The organism is Halomonas sp. FeN2 (genome assembly GCF_020595105.1).
GTDB lineage: Bacteria > Pseudomonadota > Gammaproteobacteria > Pseudomonadales > Halomonadaceae > Vreelandella > Vreelandella neptunia.
Genome location: NZ_CP074200.1, coordinates 2,483,345 through 2,499,951, shown reverse-complemented (window position 1 = coordinate 2,499,951; position 16,607 = coordinate 2,483,345). Strand labels below are relative to the sequence as shown.

16 protein-coding genes are annotated in these 16,607 nt (G+C 54.7%); 15 read left to right on the top strand and 1 reads right to left on the bottom strand.

Annotated elements, in window-relative coordinates; genetic code table 11:
* Nucleotides 1-2: 2 nt before the first annotated feature.
* The 11 genes from KF947_RS11470 to mgtE all read left to right on the top strand — a co-directional run bounded on the left by KF947_RS11470 (nucleotide 3) and on the right by mgtE (nucleotide 9,759).
* Nucleotides 3-932, top strand: a complete 930-nt coding sequence (locus KF947_RS11470) for a ParB/RepB/Spo0J family partition protein (protein ID WP_227404032.1) — start codon at nucleotides 3-5, stop codon at nucleotides 930-932.
* Nucleotides 933-1,137: 205 nt separating this feature from the next.
* Entirely contained in the window at nucleotides 1,138-1,530 is a 393-nt protein-coding gene (locus KF947_RS11465) for an ATP synthase subunit I (RefSeq protein WP_133733149.1), read from the top strand.
* 32 nt (nucleotides 1,531-1,562) lie between these two features.
* Nucleotides 1,563-2,390: a F0F1 ATP synthase subunit A gene (gene atpB, locus KF947_RS11460; RefSeq protein ID WP_133733150.1), complete on the top strand. Its 828-nt coding sequence runs from the start codon at nucleotides 1,563-1,565 to the stop codon at nucleotides 2,388-2,390.
* Nucleotides 2,391-2,466: 76 nt separating this feature from the next.
* Nucleotides 2,467-2,694, top strand: a complete 228-nt coding sequence (atpE, locus tag KF947_RS11455; RefSeq protein ID WP_022521051.1) for a F0F1 ATP synthase subunit C — start codon at nucleotides 2,467-2,469, stop codon at nucleotides 2,692-2,694.
* Nucleotides 2,695-2,770: 76 nt separating this feature from the next.
* Nucleotides 2,771-3,241, top strand: a complete 471-nt coding sequence (locus KF947_RS11450) for a F0F1 ATP synthase subunit B (RefSeq protein WP_022521052.1) — start codon at nucleotides 2,771-2,773, stop codon at nucleotides 3,239-3,241.
* 11 nt (nucleotides 3,242-3,252) lie between these two features.
* On the top strand, nucleotides 3,253-3,789 hold the full coding sequence (locus KF947_RS11445) for a F0F1 ATP synthase subunit delta (protein ID WP_223288268.1): 537 nt from the start codon (nucleotides 3,253-3,255) through the stop codon (nucleotides 3,787-3,789).
* Between the two features lie 16 nt (nucleotides 3,790-3,805).
* On the top strand, nucleotides 3,806-5,350 hold the full coding sequence (gene atpA / locus KF947_RS11440; RefSeq protein WP_133733152.1) for a F0F1 ATP synthase subunit alpha: 1,545 nt from the start codon (nucleotides 3,806-3,808) through the stop codon (nucleotides 5,348-5,350).
* 65 nt (nucleotides 5,351-5,415) lie between these two features.
* Nucleotides 5,416-6,303 carry a F0F1 ATP synthase subunit gamma gene (atpG, locus tag KF947_RS11435; RefSeq protein WP_009286339.1) on the top strand — a complete coding sequence of 296 codons (888 nt, stop codon included), beginning with the start codon at nucleotides 5,416-5,418 and terminating at the stop codon, nucleotides 6,301-6,303.
* Between the two features lie 73 nt (nucleotides 6,304-6,376).
* Nucleotides 6,377-7,756 (top strand): F0F1 ATP synthase subunit beta, encoded by a 1,380-nt coding sequence (gene atpD / locus KF947_RS11430; RefSeq protein ID WP_227404031.1) that lies wholly within the window; start codon nucleotides 6,377-6,379, stop codon nucleotides 7,754-7,756.
* Nucleotides 7,757-7,780: 24 nt separating this feature from the next.
* Nucleotides 7,781-8,209: a F0F1 ATP synthase subunit epsilon gene (locus tag KF947_RS11425; RefSeq protein WP_088698265.1), complete on the top strand. Its 429-nt coding sequence runs from the start codon at nucleotides 7,781-7,783 to the stop codon at nucleotides 8,207-8,209.
* A 173-nt stretch (nucleotides 8,210-8,382) separates the two neighbouring features.
* Nucleotides 8,383-9,759, top strand: coding sequence for a magnesium transporter (gene mgtE, locus KF947_RS11420; RefSeq protein ID WP_133733153.1), 1,377 nt, complete (start codon nucleotides 8,383-8,385; stop codon nucleotides 9,757-9,759).
* A 22-nt stretch (nucleotides 9,760-9,781) separates the two neighbouring features.
* Here mgtE and KF947_RS11415 read toward each other — a convergent pair whose 3' ends face one another.
* Entirely contained in the window at nucleotides 9,782-10,975 is a 1,194-nt protein-coding gene (locus KF947_RS11415) for a cation diffusion facilitator family transporter (RefSeq protein WP_223288270.1), read from the bottom strand.
* A 217-nt stretch (nucleotides 10,976-11,192) separates the two neighbouring features.
* Here KF947_RS11415 and KF947_RS11410 point away from each other — a divergent pair, with 217 nt between their 5' ends.
* The 4 genes from KF947_RS11410 to glmS all read left to right on the top strand — a co-directional run bounded on the left by KF947_RS11410 (nucleotide 11,193) and on the right by glmS (nucleotide 16,564).
* Entirely contained in the window at nucleotides 11,193-11,993 is an 801-nt protein-coding gene (locus KF947_RS11410) for an undecaprenyl-diphosphate phosphatase (RefSeq protein ID WP_227404030.1), read from the top strand.
* Between the two features lie 12 nt (nucleotides 11,994-12,005).
* Nucleotides 12,006-13,175, top strand: coding sequence for an FAD:protein FMN transferase (locus KF947_RS11405; protein ID WP_227404029.1), 1,170 nt, complete (start codon nucleotides 12,006-12,008; stop codon nucleotides 13,173-13,175).
* Nucleotide 13,176: 1 nt separating this feature from the next.
* Nucleotides 13,177-14,547 (top strand): bifunctional UDP-N-acetylglucosamine diphosphorylase/glucosamine-1-phosphate N-acetyltransferase GlmU, encoded by a 1,371-nt coding sequence (gene glmU / locus KF947_RS11400; RefSeq protein ID WP_227404028.1) that lies wholly within the window; start codon nucleotides 13,177-13,179, stop codon nucleotides 14,545-14,547.
* 190 nt (nucleotides 14,548-14,737) lie between these two features.
* Nucleotides 14,738-16,564 carry a glutamine--fructose-6-phosphate transaminase (isomerizing) gene (glmS, locus tag KF947_RS11395; RefSeq protein ID WP_223288273.1) on the top strand — a complete coding sequence of 609 codons (1,827 nt, stop codon included), beginning with the start codon at nucleotides 14,738-14,740 and terminating at the stop codon, nucleotides 16,562-16,564.
* Nucleotides 16,565-16,607: the final 43 nt, after the last annotated feature.

The following is a 16,607-nucleotide window of genomic DNA, read 5'->3' as shown; positions in this document are numbered from 1 at the left end:
AAATGACGCGTAAACCCGCGCTGGGACGTGGCCTGGATGCCCTGATTGGTGCCGGTGCCCGTCGCCGTGACAGCTTAGAACTTGCCGGTAGTGGCACCCTGTTGGAGCTTTCTGACGCCGCGCGTAGTGCCGCGGCCGACGACGTTAGCGAAGATCGCCTTGAACGCCTGCCGTTAGGGCAATTAACGCGGGGTAAATATCAGCCGCGCCGGGATATTCAGCCCGAAGCGCTAGAAGAGCTGGCAGACTCCATTCGGGCCCAGGGCGTGATGCAGCCCATCGTCGTGCGCCCAATCGGCGTGGATCGCTACGAAATTATTGCCGGTGAGCGCCGCTGGCGGGCAGCTCAGCTCGCCGAGCTGGACGTTATCCCGGCGGTGATCCGTGAAGTCAGTGATGAAGTTGCCCTGGCGCTGGCGCTGATTGAAAACATTCAGCGTGAAAACCTCAACGCCATCGAAGAAGCCATGGCGCTCAAGCGTCTGGGCGAAGAGTTTGAGCTTACCCAGCAGCAGATTGCCGACGCAGTGGGTAAGTCGCGCACTCAGGTGGCCAACCTGTTACGTCTGTTGGCGCTAGATCCGGAAGTGCAAACCCTGCTCGAACGCGGCGACCTGGATATGGGCCACGCACGGGCGCTGTTAACGCTCAACAGCACCCAGCAGCGGCAGGTGGCTCATGAGGTGGTCAATAACGATATGACGGTGCGGGCCACCGAAGCGCTGGTGAAAAAAGTCCAAACCAGCCAAACGCCAATCAAAACGCCTAGTCGTCAAAGTAAGCAGCCCGATGTGGCCAAGCTTGAAACCCACCTTGGCGAGCTGCTTGGCGCGCCAGTTTCCATTGATCATGGTCAAAAAGGCAAAGGTAAGTTAACGATACGCTATACCAGCCTCGAAGAATTGGACGGTATCTTAAATCATATTAAATAGCAGGCTATTAAATATCACGTCAGAAGCGCACACGTTTTCCCCCTTTGGTCGCAAATCAGCCCTTAAGCGAGCAAAATCGGTGCGACTTCGGTTGAAGGTGTGATAGCGCTTCCCTATAATCGCGCAAGATTTGTGCAGGTTGCCTTGGTTTGTCTAGCTATTAGCTTGTCGAGGTATTGGTTTTTATCAGTGAGGCTGGGCCGGTATGCAGCGATACGAAACCCAGCGTCGAAAAGCCTATGTCGTTCGACTCACGATCGCGCAACTGATGATCACCTTCGTTGGTATGCTGGCCGCCTATCTAGTCGCCGATTTAGAAGGCGTGTCATCGGTGTTTAAAGGGGCGCTGGTAGCCTTATTACCGCATGCCTTTTTTATCAAGCGAATGGGGGTTTTGCGCGGGACTAGCCCTTCAAAGGCTGCGATGCGCCTGTTTCGTGCCGAGGCTGGCAAGTTTGGTTTGACGGTGGCACTGTTTGTCGCAGTGTTCGTGGCAGCGCCCCCCTCAAACCCTACTTTCTTTTTTTATGCTTATGTTGCGGTTGTTCTAACGCATTGGCTTACGCCTTGGTTAATGCCAAAAAACGCTAATGCCTAGAAAATTGCACAACTGATTGAGGTGACACATCCATGGCCGCAGGAAACGAAGTCTCAACGACTTACTATATCCAGCACCACTTGCAGAATTTGACCTTTGGCAATCACCCTGAAAACGGCTGGTCGCTGGCGCATTCAGCAGAAGAAGCAAGTGAAATGGGCTTTTGGGCCATTCACCTGGATACCATGGGCTGGTCGATTGCCATGGGGTTGCTGTTTATCTGGATTTTCCGCAAAGCGGGCAAAATGGCCACCACGGGTGTACCCAGTGGCCTACAAAATGCGGTTGAAATGGTCGTCGAGTTTATCGAGGACATGATCAAAGGAACATTCAAAGGGCATAACCCGATCATTGCTCCTTTGGCCTTAACGCTGTTCGTGTGGATTCTGTTCATGAACACGCTCAAAATTATTCCGGTCGACTACTTCCCCGTGCTGTTCAGTAAGCTGGGCGTGGACTACATGAAAATTGTCCCCACCACCGATGTGAACGCCACGCTGGGCTTGGCACTAGGGGTATTCGGGCTGATCCTTTACTACAGCTTTAAGGTTAAAGGCGTGGGTGGTTTCGCCAAAGAGCTGTCACTGACGCCGTTTAATCACTGGGCGCTGATTCCTTTCAACCTCCTGTTGGAAATCGTCGCGCTGCTGGTTAAACCGTTTAGTTTGGCGATGCGTCTGTTCGGCAACATGTTTGCCGGTGAAGTGATCTTTATCTTGATCGCCATGCTGCCGTTCTGGGCTATCTGGGTGCTGGATGTGCCGTGGGCCATTTTCCATATTTTGATCGTCGTACTACAAGCTTTCATCTTTACAGTGCTGTCCGTGGTGTATCTAAGTGCTGCACACGAGCATCACTAATCCGAGCAATGCTTGAAACACATTAACCCTTAACCTCAACCCTCGACCTTTAACTTGAAAAACTAGGAGCATTACCATGGAACTTATCTACATTGCCGCTTCCATCATGATCGGTCTCGGCGCTCTAGGTACCGGCATTGGCTTCGCTATTTTGGGTGGTAAGCTGCTGGAATCTACAGCGCGTCAGCCTGAACTAGGCGACCAGCTGCAAACCAAAACCTTCCTAATGGCAGGTCTGCTGGATGCCGTTCCGATGATCGGTGTTGGTATCGCAATGTACCTGATCTTCGTTGTTGCCGGTTAATGACAGCTCAGCCGAGCGTTAATCGCTCGGTTTTGTTTCACTCCGGTCGCCACGAACTTGTCAGAGGTACATTCCTGTGAATATCAACATGACGCTAATCGGGCAGACGATCGCCTTCGCGATCTTTGTCTGGTTTTGCTTAAAGTATGTGTGGCCTCCGATCAGCAACGCGCTTCATGAGCGTCAGAAAAAAATTGCTGATGGCTTGGATGCAGCCAGCCGTGCTAACCGTGATCTTGAGCTTGCTCAAGAGCGGGCAGAACAGACGCTGCGCGAAAGCAAGGAGCAAGCTTCTCAGATTCTTGAGCAGGCCAACAAACGCTCTGCCCAGATAGTTGAAGAAGCCCGCGAACAGGCTCGCGCCGAAGGCGAACGCCTAGTAGCGAGTGCACGTTCCGAGATTGAGCAAGAAGTGAATCGCGCTAAGGATGAACTTCGTGCCCAGGTCTCTTATCTCGCCGTTATGGGTGCCGAGCGTGTTCTTGAAGCGTCGGTCGACGAACAAGCCCATCGCAAGTTACTCGATGAGCTTGCTGCTGAACTGTAAGGAGGTGAACCATGGCGGAATTACTTACCGTCGCTCGTCCTTACGCTAAGGCAGCGTTTGAATACGCGCGTGATCATGAGGCGCTTGATAGCTGGTCACAAGCGCTGAGTTTTTTAAGTGTTGCGGTAGCAGATGACGTCGTTCGCCATCGGCTAAGCAGTCCCAAATTAGACAGCGAGCAAAAAGTGTCGCTGCTTGTCGAGCTTATTCCTGAGCAACAGGATGAGGCTTTGCAGCGATTTTTGACTGTTTTGGCTGACCAGGGCCGCCTGATGGCGTTGGCATCCATTGCTGATCAGTTCGAGCACCTGCGTGCCGAACACGAGCAGCGGGTTGAAGTGAACGTCACCTCTGCTTACGAGCTTGATAGTCAGCAAGAAACGAAGCTAGCGAACGCGCTTAAGAAACGTCTGAATCGCGAAATCTCTATTACTACTCAGGTGGACAAGTCGCTTATTGGCGGTGTCATCCTGCGTGCTGGCGATACCGTCATTGACGGCTCCGTACGTGGTCGATTGAACCGCCTAACTGACGCGCTAACCGCTTGAGTCTGAGGGACATGGCATGCAGCAACTGAATCCTTCCGAGATCAGCGACATCATCAAGCAGCGAATTGAAAAGCTTGACGTCGCATCCGAAGCCCATAATCAGGGCACCATCGTCACCGTTTCCGACGGTATCGTGAAAATTCACGGCCTCGAAGACGCGATGTTTGGTGAAATGATCGAATTCCCCAACAGCATCTTTGGCATGGTACTCAACCTGGAGCGTGACTCCGTGGGTGCCGTGGTGCTGGGTGACTACCTGCAGCTCGAAGAGGGCATGACCGCCAAGTGTACCGGTCGTATTCTCGAAGTGCCGGTGGGCCCTGAGCTGATTGGTCGCGTGGTCGATGCGCTGGGTAACCCCATCGATGGTAAAGGCGACATCAACACCACCATGACCGACGCCGTTGAGAAAGTGGCGCCAGGTGTTATCACTCGTCAATCCGTCGATGAGCCGATTCAAACCGGTCTGAAATCGATCGACGCCATGGTGCCGATCGGTCGTGGTCAGCGTGAGCTGATCATCGGTGACCGTCAGATCGGTAAGTCCGCCATTGCCATTGATGCCATCATCAACCAGAAAGGCAAAGGCGTGACCTGTGTCTACGTGGCTATCGGTCAGAAGCAGTCGACCATTGCCAACGTGGTGCGCAAGCTCGAAGAGCATGGCGCCATGGAGCACACTATCGTTGTCGCCGCTGGCGCCGCCGATCCTGCTCCGATGCAGTTCTTGGCCGCTTACTCTGGCTGCACCATGGGCGAATACTTCCGCGACCGCGGCGAGAACTCGCTGATTGTGTATGACGATCTCTCGAAGCAGGCCGTTGCCTACCGTCAGGTATCGCTGCTGCTGCGTCGTCCGCCAGGTCGTGAAGCTTACCCTGGTGACGTCTTCTATCTCCACTCGCGTCTACTTGAGCGTGCTGCGCGCGTTAACGCCGACTATGTTGAGAAGTTCACCAACGGTGAAGTGAAAGGCAAAACCGGTTCTTTAACCGCCCTGCCGATCATCGAAACCCAGGGGGGCGACGTTTCTGCGTTCGTTCCGACTAACGTGATCTCGATCACCGACGGTCAGATCTTCCTGGAAACCAACCTGTTTAACTCCGGTATTCGTCCGGCGATTAACGCAGGTCTGTCGGTTTCTCGTGTTGGTGGTTCGGCGCAGACCAAAATCATCAAAAAGCTTGGCGGTAGCGTACGCCTAGCCTTGGCCCAGTACCGTGAACTGGCGGCGTTCTCGCAGTTTGCCTCTGATCTTGATGAAGCGACGCGTAAGCAGCTTGAGCACGGTCAGCGTGTTACCGAGCTGATGAAGCAGAACCAGTACTCGCCAATGTCAGTTGCCGAGATGGCGCTCTCGCTGTACGCCGCCAACGAAGGTTATCTGGACGACGTCGACGTGACCAAAGTGTTGGACTTCGAGCGTGCGTTGCACGACTACATGAAGTCTGAGCACGGTGATCTACTCGACAAGATCAACCAGAGCGGTGACTACAACGGTGAGATTCAAGACAGCTTGAAGTCGGGTCTCGAGAAGTTCAAGGCGACTCAGAGCTGGTAATGTCTGGCCCGCCTGCGGGCGGGTTTGCATGCTTTCTGAGAGCCACGAACGAAGGGTAGATCGCTATGGCAGCTGCAAAAGAGATACGCACCCAGATCGGGAGCATTAAAAATACGCAGAAGATCACCAGCGCCATGGAAATGGTGGCTGCATCTAAAATGCGTAAAGCGCAAGATCTGATGAGAGCTAGTCAGCCTTACGCTAAGCAGATCCGCAACGTGGTCGGCCACATTGCTGACGCTAACCCCGAGTACAGGCACGACTATATGGTCGAGCGTAGCGAGGTTAAGCGCGTTGGTTACATTGTGGTCTCTACAGACCGTGGTCTGTGCGGTGGCTTGAACCACAACCTCTTCAAAGCCTTACTCAAACAGGCCAGCGAGTGGAAAAAGCAGGGCGCAGAGCAGGATTTCTGTGCTCTGGGCGCTAAGGCCAGCACCTTTTTCCGCAACTACGGTGGCAATTTGGTGGCGGCGAAAAGTGGTTTAGGCGAAGCCCCGACCGTTGAAGGTTTGATTGGCAGTATTAAGGTCATGCTCGAAGCGTACGATGAAGGACGTCTCGACCGGCTTTACGTGGTGCACAACGAGTTTGTGAACACCATGACCCAAAAGCCAGTGGTTCGTCAGCTTCTTCCGCTGTCGCCTGATATGGGTGCAGACGCTGAGCAAGACGACGAAAACGCCCGTCCCGGAAGCTGGGACTACCTGTATGAACCGGATGCCAAGGCGTTGCTTGATAGCCTGCTGGTTCGTTTCATCGAATCGCAGGTGTATCAGGCGGTAGTGGAAAACGGCGCTTGTGAACAAGCCGCCCGAATGATCGCTATGAAAAGTGCCACTGACAACGCAGGCGGCCTTATCGACGATCTGGAGATGGTCTACAACAAGGCCCGTCAGGCCGCCATCACCCAGGAAATTTCTGAGATCGTCGGCGGCGCTGCTGCCGTATAACGCCTAGGGAGCCAATTATTTAAACGGCTCCCGGCAGACAGGTTTCATTTGCAGGTTTTAGAGAGGAACCAAGATGAGCGGACGTATCGTACAAATCATCGGCGCGGTGATTGACGTAGAGTTTCCGCGGGACTCTGTGCCCAAGGTCTACGACGCGCTGAAGGTCTCCGATGTTGAGACCATCCTCGAAGTCCAGCAGCAGCTGGGCGACGGCGTGGTGCGCACCATTGCCATGGGCTCCACTGAGGGCTTGAAGCGTGGCATGGACGTGACCAGCACAGGTGCCGCTATTTCCGTACCGGTAGGTAAGGAAACGCTGGGCCGTATTATGAACGTACTTGGCGAGCCGATCGACGAAGCGGGATCGATCGGTGAGCAAGAGCGTATGCCGATCCACCGCAAAGCACCGAGCTATGCCGACCAAGCAGCCTCTAACGAGCTGCTGGAAACTGGTATCAAGGTTATCGACTTGGTCTGCCCGTTCGCTAAGGGTGGTAAAGTTGGCCTGTTCGGCGGCGCCGGTGTTGGTAAAACCGTTAACATGATGGAGCTTATCCGCAACATCGCCACCGAGCACAGCGGCTACTCTGTATTTGCCGGTGTGGGTGAGCGTACGCGTGAGGGTAACGACTTCTATCACGAAATGACGGAATCCAACGTTATCGATAAGGTATCGCTGGTTTACGGTCAGATGAACGAGCCTCCGGGTAACCGTCTGCGCGTAGCGTTGACCGGCCTGACCATCGCTGAGAAATTCCGTGATGAAGGCCGCGACGTTCTGTTGTTCGTCGATAACATCTACCGCTACACCCTGGCAGGTACCGAAGTATCGGCACTGTTGGGTCGTATGCCTTCAGCGGTAGGTTATCAGCCTACGCTGGCTGAAGAGATGGGCGTTCTGCAGGAGCGTATTACCTCGACGAAAACCGGCTCAATCACCTCGGTACAGGCCGTTTACGTACCTGCGGATGACTTGACCGACCCGTCGCCGGCGACCACCTTCTCGCACCTGGATGCTACCGTGGTATTGGCACGTTCTATCGCCGAACTGGGTATCTATCCGGCGATCGACCCGCTGGACTCCACCTCGCGTCAGTTGGATCCGCTGGTCGTCGGTGAAGAGCACTACGCCACCGCCCGCGGTGTGCAGAACGTTCTTCAGCGCTACAAAGAGCTTAAGGATATTATCGCCATTCTGGGTATGGACGAGCTGTCTGATGAAGATAAGCTGGCCGTTTCCCGGGCGCGTAAAATCCAGCGCTTCTTGTCGCAGCCGTTCTTCGTGGCCGAAGTATTTACCGGTTCACCAGGTAAGTATGTCTCACTGAAAGACACTATCAGTGGCTTCCAGGGCATTCTCGCTGGCGAATACGACGATATGCCGGAACAGGCCTTCTATATGGTCGGCTCCATCGACGAAGCCGTCGAGAAAGCCAACCAGATGAAGAAGTAATCCCGTCCATTAGGGGGATTCGCTATGGCGAATAGCTTTACTTGCAATATCGTCAGCGCTGAAGCATCGATCTTCTCAGGTACCGTTGAGCAGGTGATTGCTTCCGGGATTATGGGTGACCTGGGTGTTTTGCCGGGTCACGCTCCGCTGCTGACCGAGCTTCAGCCGGGTCCGGTTCGCGTGATTCACGATGATGGCAAGGAGGAGAACTTCTTTGTCTCGGGGGGCTTCATGGAAGTCCAGCCGGATGTCGTGACGATTCTGGCCGACTCTGCATCGCGTGCCAGCGACCTCAACGAGGCCGCTGCCGAAGAAGCACGTCAGCAGGCGCTGAAAGCCTTTAATGAGAAGTCATCGGAGCTCGATTATACTCGCGCTGCCGCTGAACTTGCCGAAGCCGTTGCACAGCTGCGAACGATTCAGCAGCTGCGTAAAAAGGCGGGTAAAGGCTAACACCCACGCACTTGGCGTGTGTCCAACGCCCCTTAAACCCGCTACCAGGGTTTAAGGGGCGTTTTTTTTGTTTGGCAGTTAAATAAGTAAGTATGACGAGCTTGGTCAGTAGGATGGGCTGGGCGATGGATTAGTTCGGCAGCACGACGCTTGTAAGCGCAAGGGGGAGAGTCATGGCACTGAATGATGAAAGCCTACAGGAATTAAAAGCCGAGCTGCTCGACGAGTTGGCCAAGGAAGTGCCCAGTAAATCGGTGCTCTCCTTGCGTTTGGCCGAAACCCGCTCCGCGGATATCGGTGAAGTGCTCGAAGAAATGATTGAAGATGACGAAGAGCTGCCTGCGGCTCTCTCGTTGCTGGATATTCTGTCTGCCGAGCGTGCTGCGAACGTACTGGGCTATTTGCCCGGTGAGAGCCAGCTTGAGGTCGTCGGGGAACTGAATGACAGCCAGGTACTTAAGCTGCTGGAAGAGATGGGGTCGGACGAACGCGCCGATTTGTTTAATCTCCTCAGTGAAGATCGCCGTGAAGCACTCCTGCGTCGCATGGCCCACCGCGAGCGGGAAGACCTAAAGCGGCTTGCCAGCTACGAAGAGGGTACCGCCGGCGCCATTATGACCTCTGACTATGTCTCCATAGCCAGTGGCATGACGGTGTCGCAAGCAATGATGCGGGTACGCCAGACGGCCCCCGATGCGGAAACGGTCTACCAGCTATATATTCTCGATAGCGACGGGCAATTGATCGGAACCATGTCGCTGCGTCAGCTTATGGTGGCACGCCCCGGTGCCATTGTTGATGACATTATGATCAAAGATGTCATCAGTACCCGGGTTGATAATGCCCAGGAAGATGTCGCCCGAATTGTGGCGAAGTACGACCTGTTAGCACTGCCGGTGATTGATGCGGAAGATCGTATGGTCGGTATCGTGACTCACGATGACGCCATGGACGTGGCCGAATCGGAGGCCACCGAAGATTTCCACAAAGGCATGTCGATCGGCCAGTTGGAAGATGGCGTTAGCCGTGTGCCGCTCTGGAGCCTGTACCGCAAACGGGTGTTTTGGCTGGTACTGTTGGTCTTTGCCAACTTGTTTTCGGGAGCTGGGATCGCCTATTTTGAAGAGACCATTGCCGCCCAGGTAGCGCTGGTGTTCTTTTTACCGCTGTTGATCGGTAGTGGCGGTAACGCTGGGGCCCAGGCAGCCACACTGATGGTGCGCGGTATGGCGACCGGTGACGTGGGTGTCAAAGATTGGGGCAAACTACTGGGCCGCGAGCTACTTGTCGCCGGGTCACTGGGTATCACCATGGCCATCGCGGTAACGCCGATTGGCATAATGCGAGGGGGCGAAGCGCTGGCGATGGTAGTTGCCTTTAGCATGGTCACCATCGTGCTGTTCGGTAGCCTGCTGGGGATGTGCCTGCCGTTTGTATTAGAGCGCTTTAAGGTCGACCCCGCCACGGCATCGGCACCGCTGGTGACCACGCTTATCGATGCTTCTGGCGTGGTGATCTACTTCAGTATCGCCACGTTGCTGCTTTCTTAAGCGCAGTGTAAGGGTTTAAGGATTAGCGCATGGAGCTGCTGGCCGCTCGGGTAATAAACAGCACCTCAACGTGGCCGAGCCACTCGATATCGCTAGCCAGCGCTTTTAGCTGACTAGCGAGGCACTGGGGCGGCTGATGCACCGCGTCATCAATGATCAACGATACCGACACCTTATCCTCCAAGTAGTGCAACTGAAGCTCGTTCAGGGTGCGCCACACCGGGTGTTTGTACCAGCGCGCATCCAGCGCGGCCTCTACTTCAGGGCGGAGCGGGAGGCCGGGAAGGCGGCTTGGATCACCCGCCCCGGCGTCGTCTTCGGGGTCAACGTGGAAGATGACGTCGGTGAGCGCGGGAAACTCATGGCGTAGGCGGCGGCTGACTTCGTTTCCGATTTCGTGGGCTTCCGACACGGTAATTTTCGGCCCCACCACCACGTGTAGATCAACCATTACCCAGCCGGCGGATTGCCTGGTACGCAGATCGTGAACACTATCCACACCCGGAACGCTGCAGGCCACATCGTGCATCTGATCCTGTACATCTTCAGGTAGCGCAGTATCCACCAATTCCCGTGCCGACTCCCACAGCAAGTCCAAACCTACCTTGCCGACCAATAAACCCACAATGATGGCGGCCACGGCATCCAACCAACCCAGGCCGAACTGGGCACCCACCAATGCCACCAGTACTACGGCAGTGGAGAGCGCATCGCTACGTGAGTGCCAAGCGTTGGCTTCAAGTAATTTCGACTTTACCCGCTTGGCGACCCGCATGGTGTAGCGAAAAATCCACTCTTTGCTAAACAGTGCAATGACGGTAATCACGATTGCCACCGCGCCCGGGGCGTTAACGTCAGTGCCGCTAAACAGGCGATCCAGGCTCGACCAGGCAATCGCGCCAGCCACGAAAATCAGTACGCTTCCCAGCAGCAGGGTCGTCAGGGTTTCGATACGGCCGTGGCCGTAGTGGTGATCTTTATCGGGCTCCTGACGCCCATAGTGAATGGCCGCCAAGACAAAGCCATCGGTGACTAAATCTGATAGAGAGTGAATACCGTCGGCAATCAATGCCGCTGAGCCAACCATAAAGCCGATCGTGACTTTGACGATGCTCAACAGGGCATCCAACCACGCACCGATGTAGGTAACACGCTTGGCCTCTTGGCTAAGTCGCGCTTGGTCGTGAACCACTGGCGTTTCGATGGTCTGAGTCATGGGTACCTTGCAAGGGCGCACGCATTCAATAGACGCCTATTGTAGCGCACTCCTTATATCCTCTATAGCCTCCACTGTCTTTAGGCTGCGAAACGGCGCCTTTGTGTGTCAGTGGTGGCGAGTGTCAGCAACGGCATTGGCGGACAACGAATAAGCGGATGTGTATCCTTAAGCGCCATTGCAAACCACTAAATTGTTTCTATACACAGGATTTTTTATGGATTGGCTCCAGGTGGTGGTGTTAGCGGTTGTTCAGGGAGTGTCAGAATTTTTACCCGTTTCAAGCTCTGCTCACCTAATCTTGGTGCCTGTGCTGACCGAGTGGCAAGATCAGGGCCTAGCCTTTGATGTTGCCCTGCATTTAGGCAGCCTTTCTGCGGTGATTATCTACTTCCGGCAGGAAATTTGGCAGATGGTGGTGAGTAGCCTGGCTGCGATCAGCGGTAAAGGGGTTAATGAAGACGCGCGACTGGCTTTATGGGTGACGTTAGCGACCATCCCGGTGGGGCTTATTGGTTTGCTACTGCACGATGTTATTTCTCATTTTATGCGCTCTACGCTGATTATCGGCTTCAGTTTAATTGGTTTCGGGCTATTGTTGGGGTATGCCGATTGGCGTAAAGAGGGGACACGCAGCGAGTACCAACTGCGTTTGAAGGATGTGCTGATTATTGGCGGTGCCCAGGCGCTAGCGCTCATCCCAGGCACCTCGCGCTCGGGGATTACTATTACCGCGGCGCTGATGGTAGGTATGAGCCGAGAAAGTGCCTCGCGCTTCTCTTTCTTACTGTCAATTCCGGTGATTGTGCTGGCAGGTGGCCTCGAAGCAGTGGGGCTGTTTAGCGCTCCACAGTCGATTGATTGGATCGCGATGTTGGCGGGCACTCTGCTATCGGGAATAAGCGCGTACTTGTGTATTCACTACTTTCTGGTGGTTATAAAAAAATTGGGAATGCAGCCCTTTGTGATTTATCGCGTGCTGTTCGGCGCCTGGCTGCTGTGGTTCTTTTATTTTTAGGATAAAGCAACGATGAAAAAGGCTGTTGAATGCACAGCAAGGTGGGGACGTGCGCTGATCGTAACGGGTTCACTGCTGGGCTTGGGGTTAGGCTTGGCAGGCTGTTCAGAGAGTGATCGACCTCTGGAACCACCGGTACGCTTTGATGGCAATATTTTCGGCACCTTCTACCAGGTGACCATTATGGATCCGCTCACTCAGGGCGAGTCCCTTGAATTGGAAGAGGGCTTCAAAGCAGAGCTAGAGAACGTTGATCAGGTAATGTCCACCTATCGCGATGATGCCGAACTGATCGCTTTTAACGAGGCTCCGCTGGAGGAGTGGCAGCCGCTCTCCAATGAGCTCATTGAGGTATTGGCGATTAGCCAATCCGTCGCTGAAGCCAGCCATGGCGCCTTTGATATTACCGTGGGCGATCTGGTCAATTTGTGGAGCTTCGGCCCCGGTGCGCGGCCAGAAGAGGTGCCCGCCGATGATGCTCTTGCTGAGCAGTTGTCCCAGGTAGGTTATGACGCTTTAGAAGTCGATACCCAAAATATGCAGGCGCGGCGTATCCGCGATGTGTTTGTCGATCTTTCTGGCGTGGCCAAAGGCCATGGAACGGATCGGGTCGCTGCATACCTGGAGCAGCAGGGGCTGGAGCACTACTTAGTCAATATTGGCGGAGAACTAATCGCCCGTGGCCTGCGTGATGAGGAAGAACAAACGCCCTGGCAGATTGGCATTGAGGTGCCTGAAGATGGCCAGCAGCGTGCTCAGCATATTATCCCGCTAGAGAGTATGTCGGTGGCCACCTCGGGTGATTACCGCAACTATTTTGAAGCAGACGGACAGCGCTTTTCCCACACCATCGATCCGCGCACAGGCCGACCGGTGACCCACCAGCTTGCCTCGGTGTCGGTTTTTCACCCCTCCAATGCCTGGGCGGATGCCTGGGCGACGGCGCTATTAGTGGTTGGCGAACAGGAGGCGATGCAACTGGCCGTTGAGAACAATCTCAAAGTACTCCTGCTGGTGCGTGATGGCGAGCAGTGGCGTAGCATTGCGAGCCCTGAATTTGTTAATTATTTTGGGGAAGCGTTGATAAATGAGTTGGGCATTGAACAACGACAACCCCCAACGACCAGCAGCCCCGCCGCAGCCGACCAAGCGCCCGCTGACCCATCAGTAATAGGTGAATAGTATGCAAGGATTGGATATCGTCATTCTCGCCGCGGGAAAAGGCACGCGGATGCATTCACAAATACCTAAAGTGCTTCACACTCTGGCGGGTAAGCCAATGGTGCAGCACGTGCTGGATACTGCTTTAGGGTTGCAGCCGGATCGAACCCATGTCGTGATTGGTCATGGCGCTGACCAACTGCGCGAAGCGCTAGCAGAAAATGCCGTGCAGTTTGCCGTTCAGGCCGAGCAGAAGGGCACCGGGCACGCGGTGGCGCAAGCGCTCGAGCAGTTGGGTAGCGGCAAGGTGTTAATCCTTTACGGCGATGTACCGCTGCTGCAGCGTGAATCCCTTAGCGAGCTGTTGGCCCATGTGGATGAGCAGCACATGGGGCTGTTGACGGTAACGCTAGCTGACCCTTCGGGTTATGGACGGATTGTGCGTGACGACGCAGGCGAAGCGGTGGCCATTGTTGAGCAAAAAGATGCCAGCAGCGCCGAGCTTGCGATCACCGAGTGCAATACCGGTATTATGGCCATGACGAGTACCCAGCTTAAACGCTGGTTACCACAGCTCTCCGCAGATAATGCCCAGGGTGAGTACTACCTGACCGATGTCATTGCCATGGCCGCAGCGGAAGGTATCAAGGTATGCACCGCTCAACCGGCCTCCGCCGTTGAAGTGGAAGGGGTTAATAATCGAGCGCAAATGGCCCGCTTGGAACGCGTTTATCAACGCCAGTTGGCTGATCGGTTAATGGCAAAGGGCGTCGCTCTTGCCGACCCCGAACGGCTCGATGTGCGCGGTCGTTTGACCTGCGGTCACGATGTGTTTATCGATGTGGGTTGTGTATTTGAAGGTGAGGTTGAACTAGGCGAGGGCGTACGCATTGGCCCCTACTGCGTGATCAAAAACAGCACCATTGGTGCAGAGAGTGTCGTCGATACCCACAGCGTTATAGAGCGCACCGTGGCGGCGGGCCTCAACCAGATTGGCCCCTTTGCACGACTTCGCCCCGGCACGCGGTTAGCGGTAAAAGCCAAGGTAGGTAATTTTGTTGAAACCAAAAACGCCGATGTGGGCGAGGGCAGTAAGATTAATCATTTAAGCTATGTGGGTGATGCCCGTTTAGGCCGAGATGTGAATGTCGGCGCGGGTACCATCACCTGCAACTACGACGGCGCTAATAAGCACCACACTGAGATAGGCGATAATGCTTTTATTGGCTCTAACACTGCGCTAGTGGCGCCTGTCACCGTGGGCAAAGGCGCTACCATAGGAGCTGGGTCTACGATTGCTAAAGACGTCACCGATTACGCGTTGGCCGTCACCCGAGGCCGCCAGTTAGAGAAGATTGATTGGCTGCGTCCCTGTAAAGTGACAAAGCCATAGGGCGGAAAGAAAGCAATTAAAGAGGGCTCTTGAGTAAGCCCTTAAAAGAGCCCTTAAAAATCGTTTTTAAAATGATGCTAAGAATCATTAAAAAGCCGTATACATAATCAATGGCCGTCGTTCTACCGTTCAGCGGGTTGGGCGAGTAGCGTTTGTGAAGAGCTATGGTTAATAAACTAGGAGAGTGACTATGTGTGGCATTGTGGCCGCCGTTGCCCAGCGCAACGTCCAAGAAATTCTATTAGAAGGACTAAAACGCCTGGAGTATCGCGGCTACGATTCGGCCGGTATGACGGTGTGCAATGACGGCGTATTAACCCGCCATCGTGCGCTTGGAAAAGTGGCTGAGCTTGCCGCTCAATTGGATAAGGCCGCGCTACCGGGTTTTTCGGGCATTGCACATACCCGCTGGGCAACCCACGGGAAACCCTCTGAGGCCAATGCGCACCCGCACCATAGTAGCGATCAGGTTGCCGTTGTGCACAACGGTATTATTGAGAACTACGAGGCTATAAAAGAGAGCCTTCAGCGCAGCGGCTATGCGTTTAGCTCCGAAACCGATACCGAAGTGATAGCTCACTTACTCTCTGAAAAGCTGGCTGATGGGCTCACTCTGTTTGATGCTACGCAGCAGATTGTTAACGGCTTAGGCGGCGCCTACGCGCTGGGAGTAATGAGTGTTAGAGAACCTGGGGTCGTGGTTGGCGCGCGCCAGGGTAGTCCGCTAGTGGTCGGTGTGGGGATTAATGAGGCCTTTTTAGCCTCTGACCCGCTGGCGCTGCTGCCGGTCACAGATCGCTTTATTTACCTTGAAGAGGGTGATTTGGTCGAGCTGCGCGAGCAGGGGAGCATTCGCATTGTAGATCGCCAGGGTAACGACGTTGAGCGCCCTACCCATACCTTTGAACACGGCGATGGCGCGGCCAGTAAGGGCGATTACCGCCACTATATGCTCAAGGAGATTTTCGAGCAGCCAACGGTGATTGAGGCGGCATTAGAGGGGCGGCTGAGCGCTAAAAGCGTGTTAGTCGAGAGTTTTGGCCCCGATGCGCTGGCGCTTTTCAAGCGCACCCGCCAGGTACACATCATTGCCTGCGGCACCAGCTACCATGCGGGGCTGGTGGCGCGCTATTGGCTGGAGCGATACGCGGGGGTGCCGGTGCAGGTCGAGGTGGCCTCTGAGTACCGCTACCGTCATCCGGTCGTGCCTGAAGGCACCCTGTTTGTCACTCTTTCCCAATCCGGTGAAACCGCCGATACCCTGGCCGCGCTACGCTTTGCTAAAACCCTCGACTATATCGGCTCGCTGGCGATCTGTAACGTGCCCGGTAGTTCGCTAGTGCGTGAGTCTGACATTACCCTCATGACCCGCGCGGGCCCTGAAATTGGCGTTGCTTCGACCAAAGCTTTTACCACTCAGCTGGTAGCACTTATGCTGCTAACGCTTTCAGTCAGTAAAGCTAAAGATCAAGCCGAATATCCGGATATCATCGCTGCGCTACACACGTTGCCTGAGGTATGTCAGCGGGTGCTGGCGCTGGATAGCCAGATCGAAATACTTTCCCAAGCGTTTGCAGAGAAACACCACGCGCTCTTCTTGGGCCGTGGGGCCCACTATCCGATTGCCCTTGAAGGGGCGTTAAAGCTCAAAGAGATTTCCTATATTCATGCCGAGGCGTACCCCGCCGGGGAATTAAAGCATGGCCCGCTGGCGCTGGTGGACAGTGAAATGCCAGTGATCTCGGTCGCCCCCAACGATGACCTGCTTGAAAAGCTAAAATCCAACCTTCAGGAAGTCCGTGCCCGCGGCGGTCAACTGTTTGTATTTGCTGATGAGAGCGTGGGTATCGATGCCCAGGAAGATATACGTGTGCTGACCCTACCACACGTGCACGAAGCGCTAGCGCCGCTGCTGTACACCCTTCCGCTACAGCTATTGAGTTACCACGTGGCTGTGCTCAAAGGCACCGATGTAGACCAGCCCCGTAACCTGGCTAAAAGCGTGACGGTGGAGTGATTTAGGCGTCAGACTTTATATTTAATTAAGCCAATAAAAACGC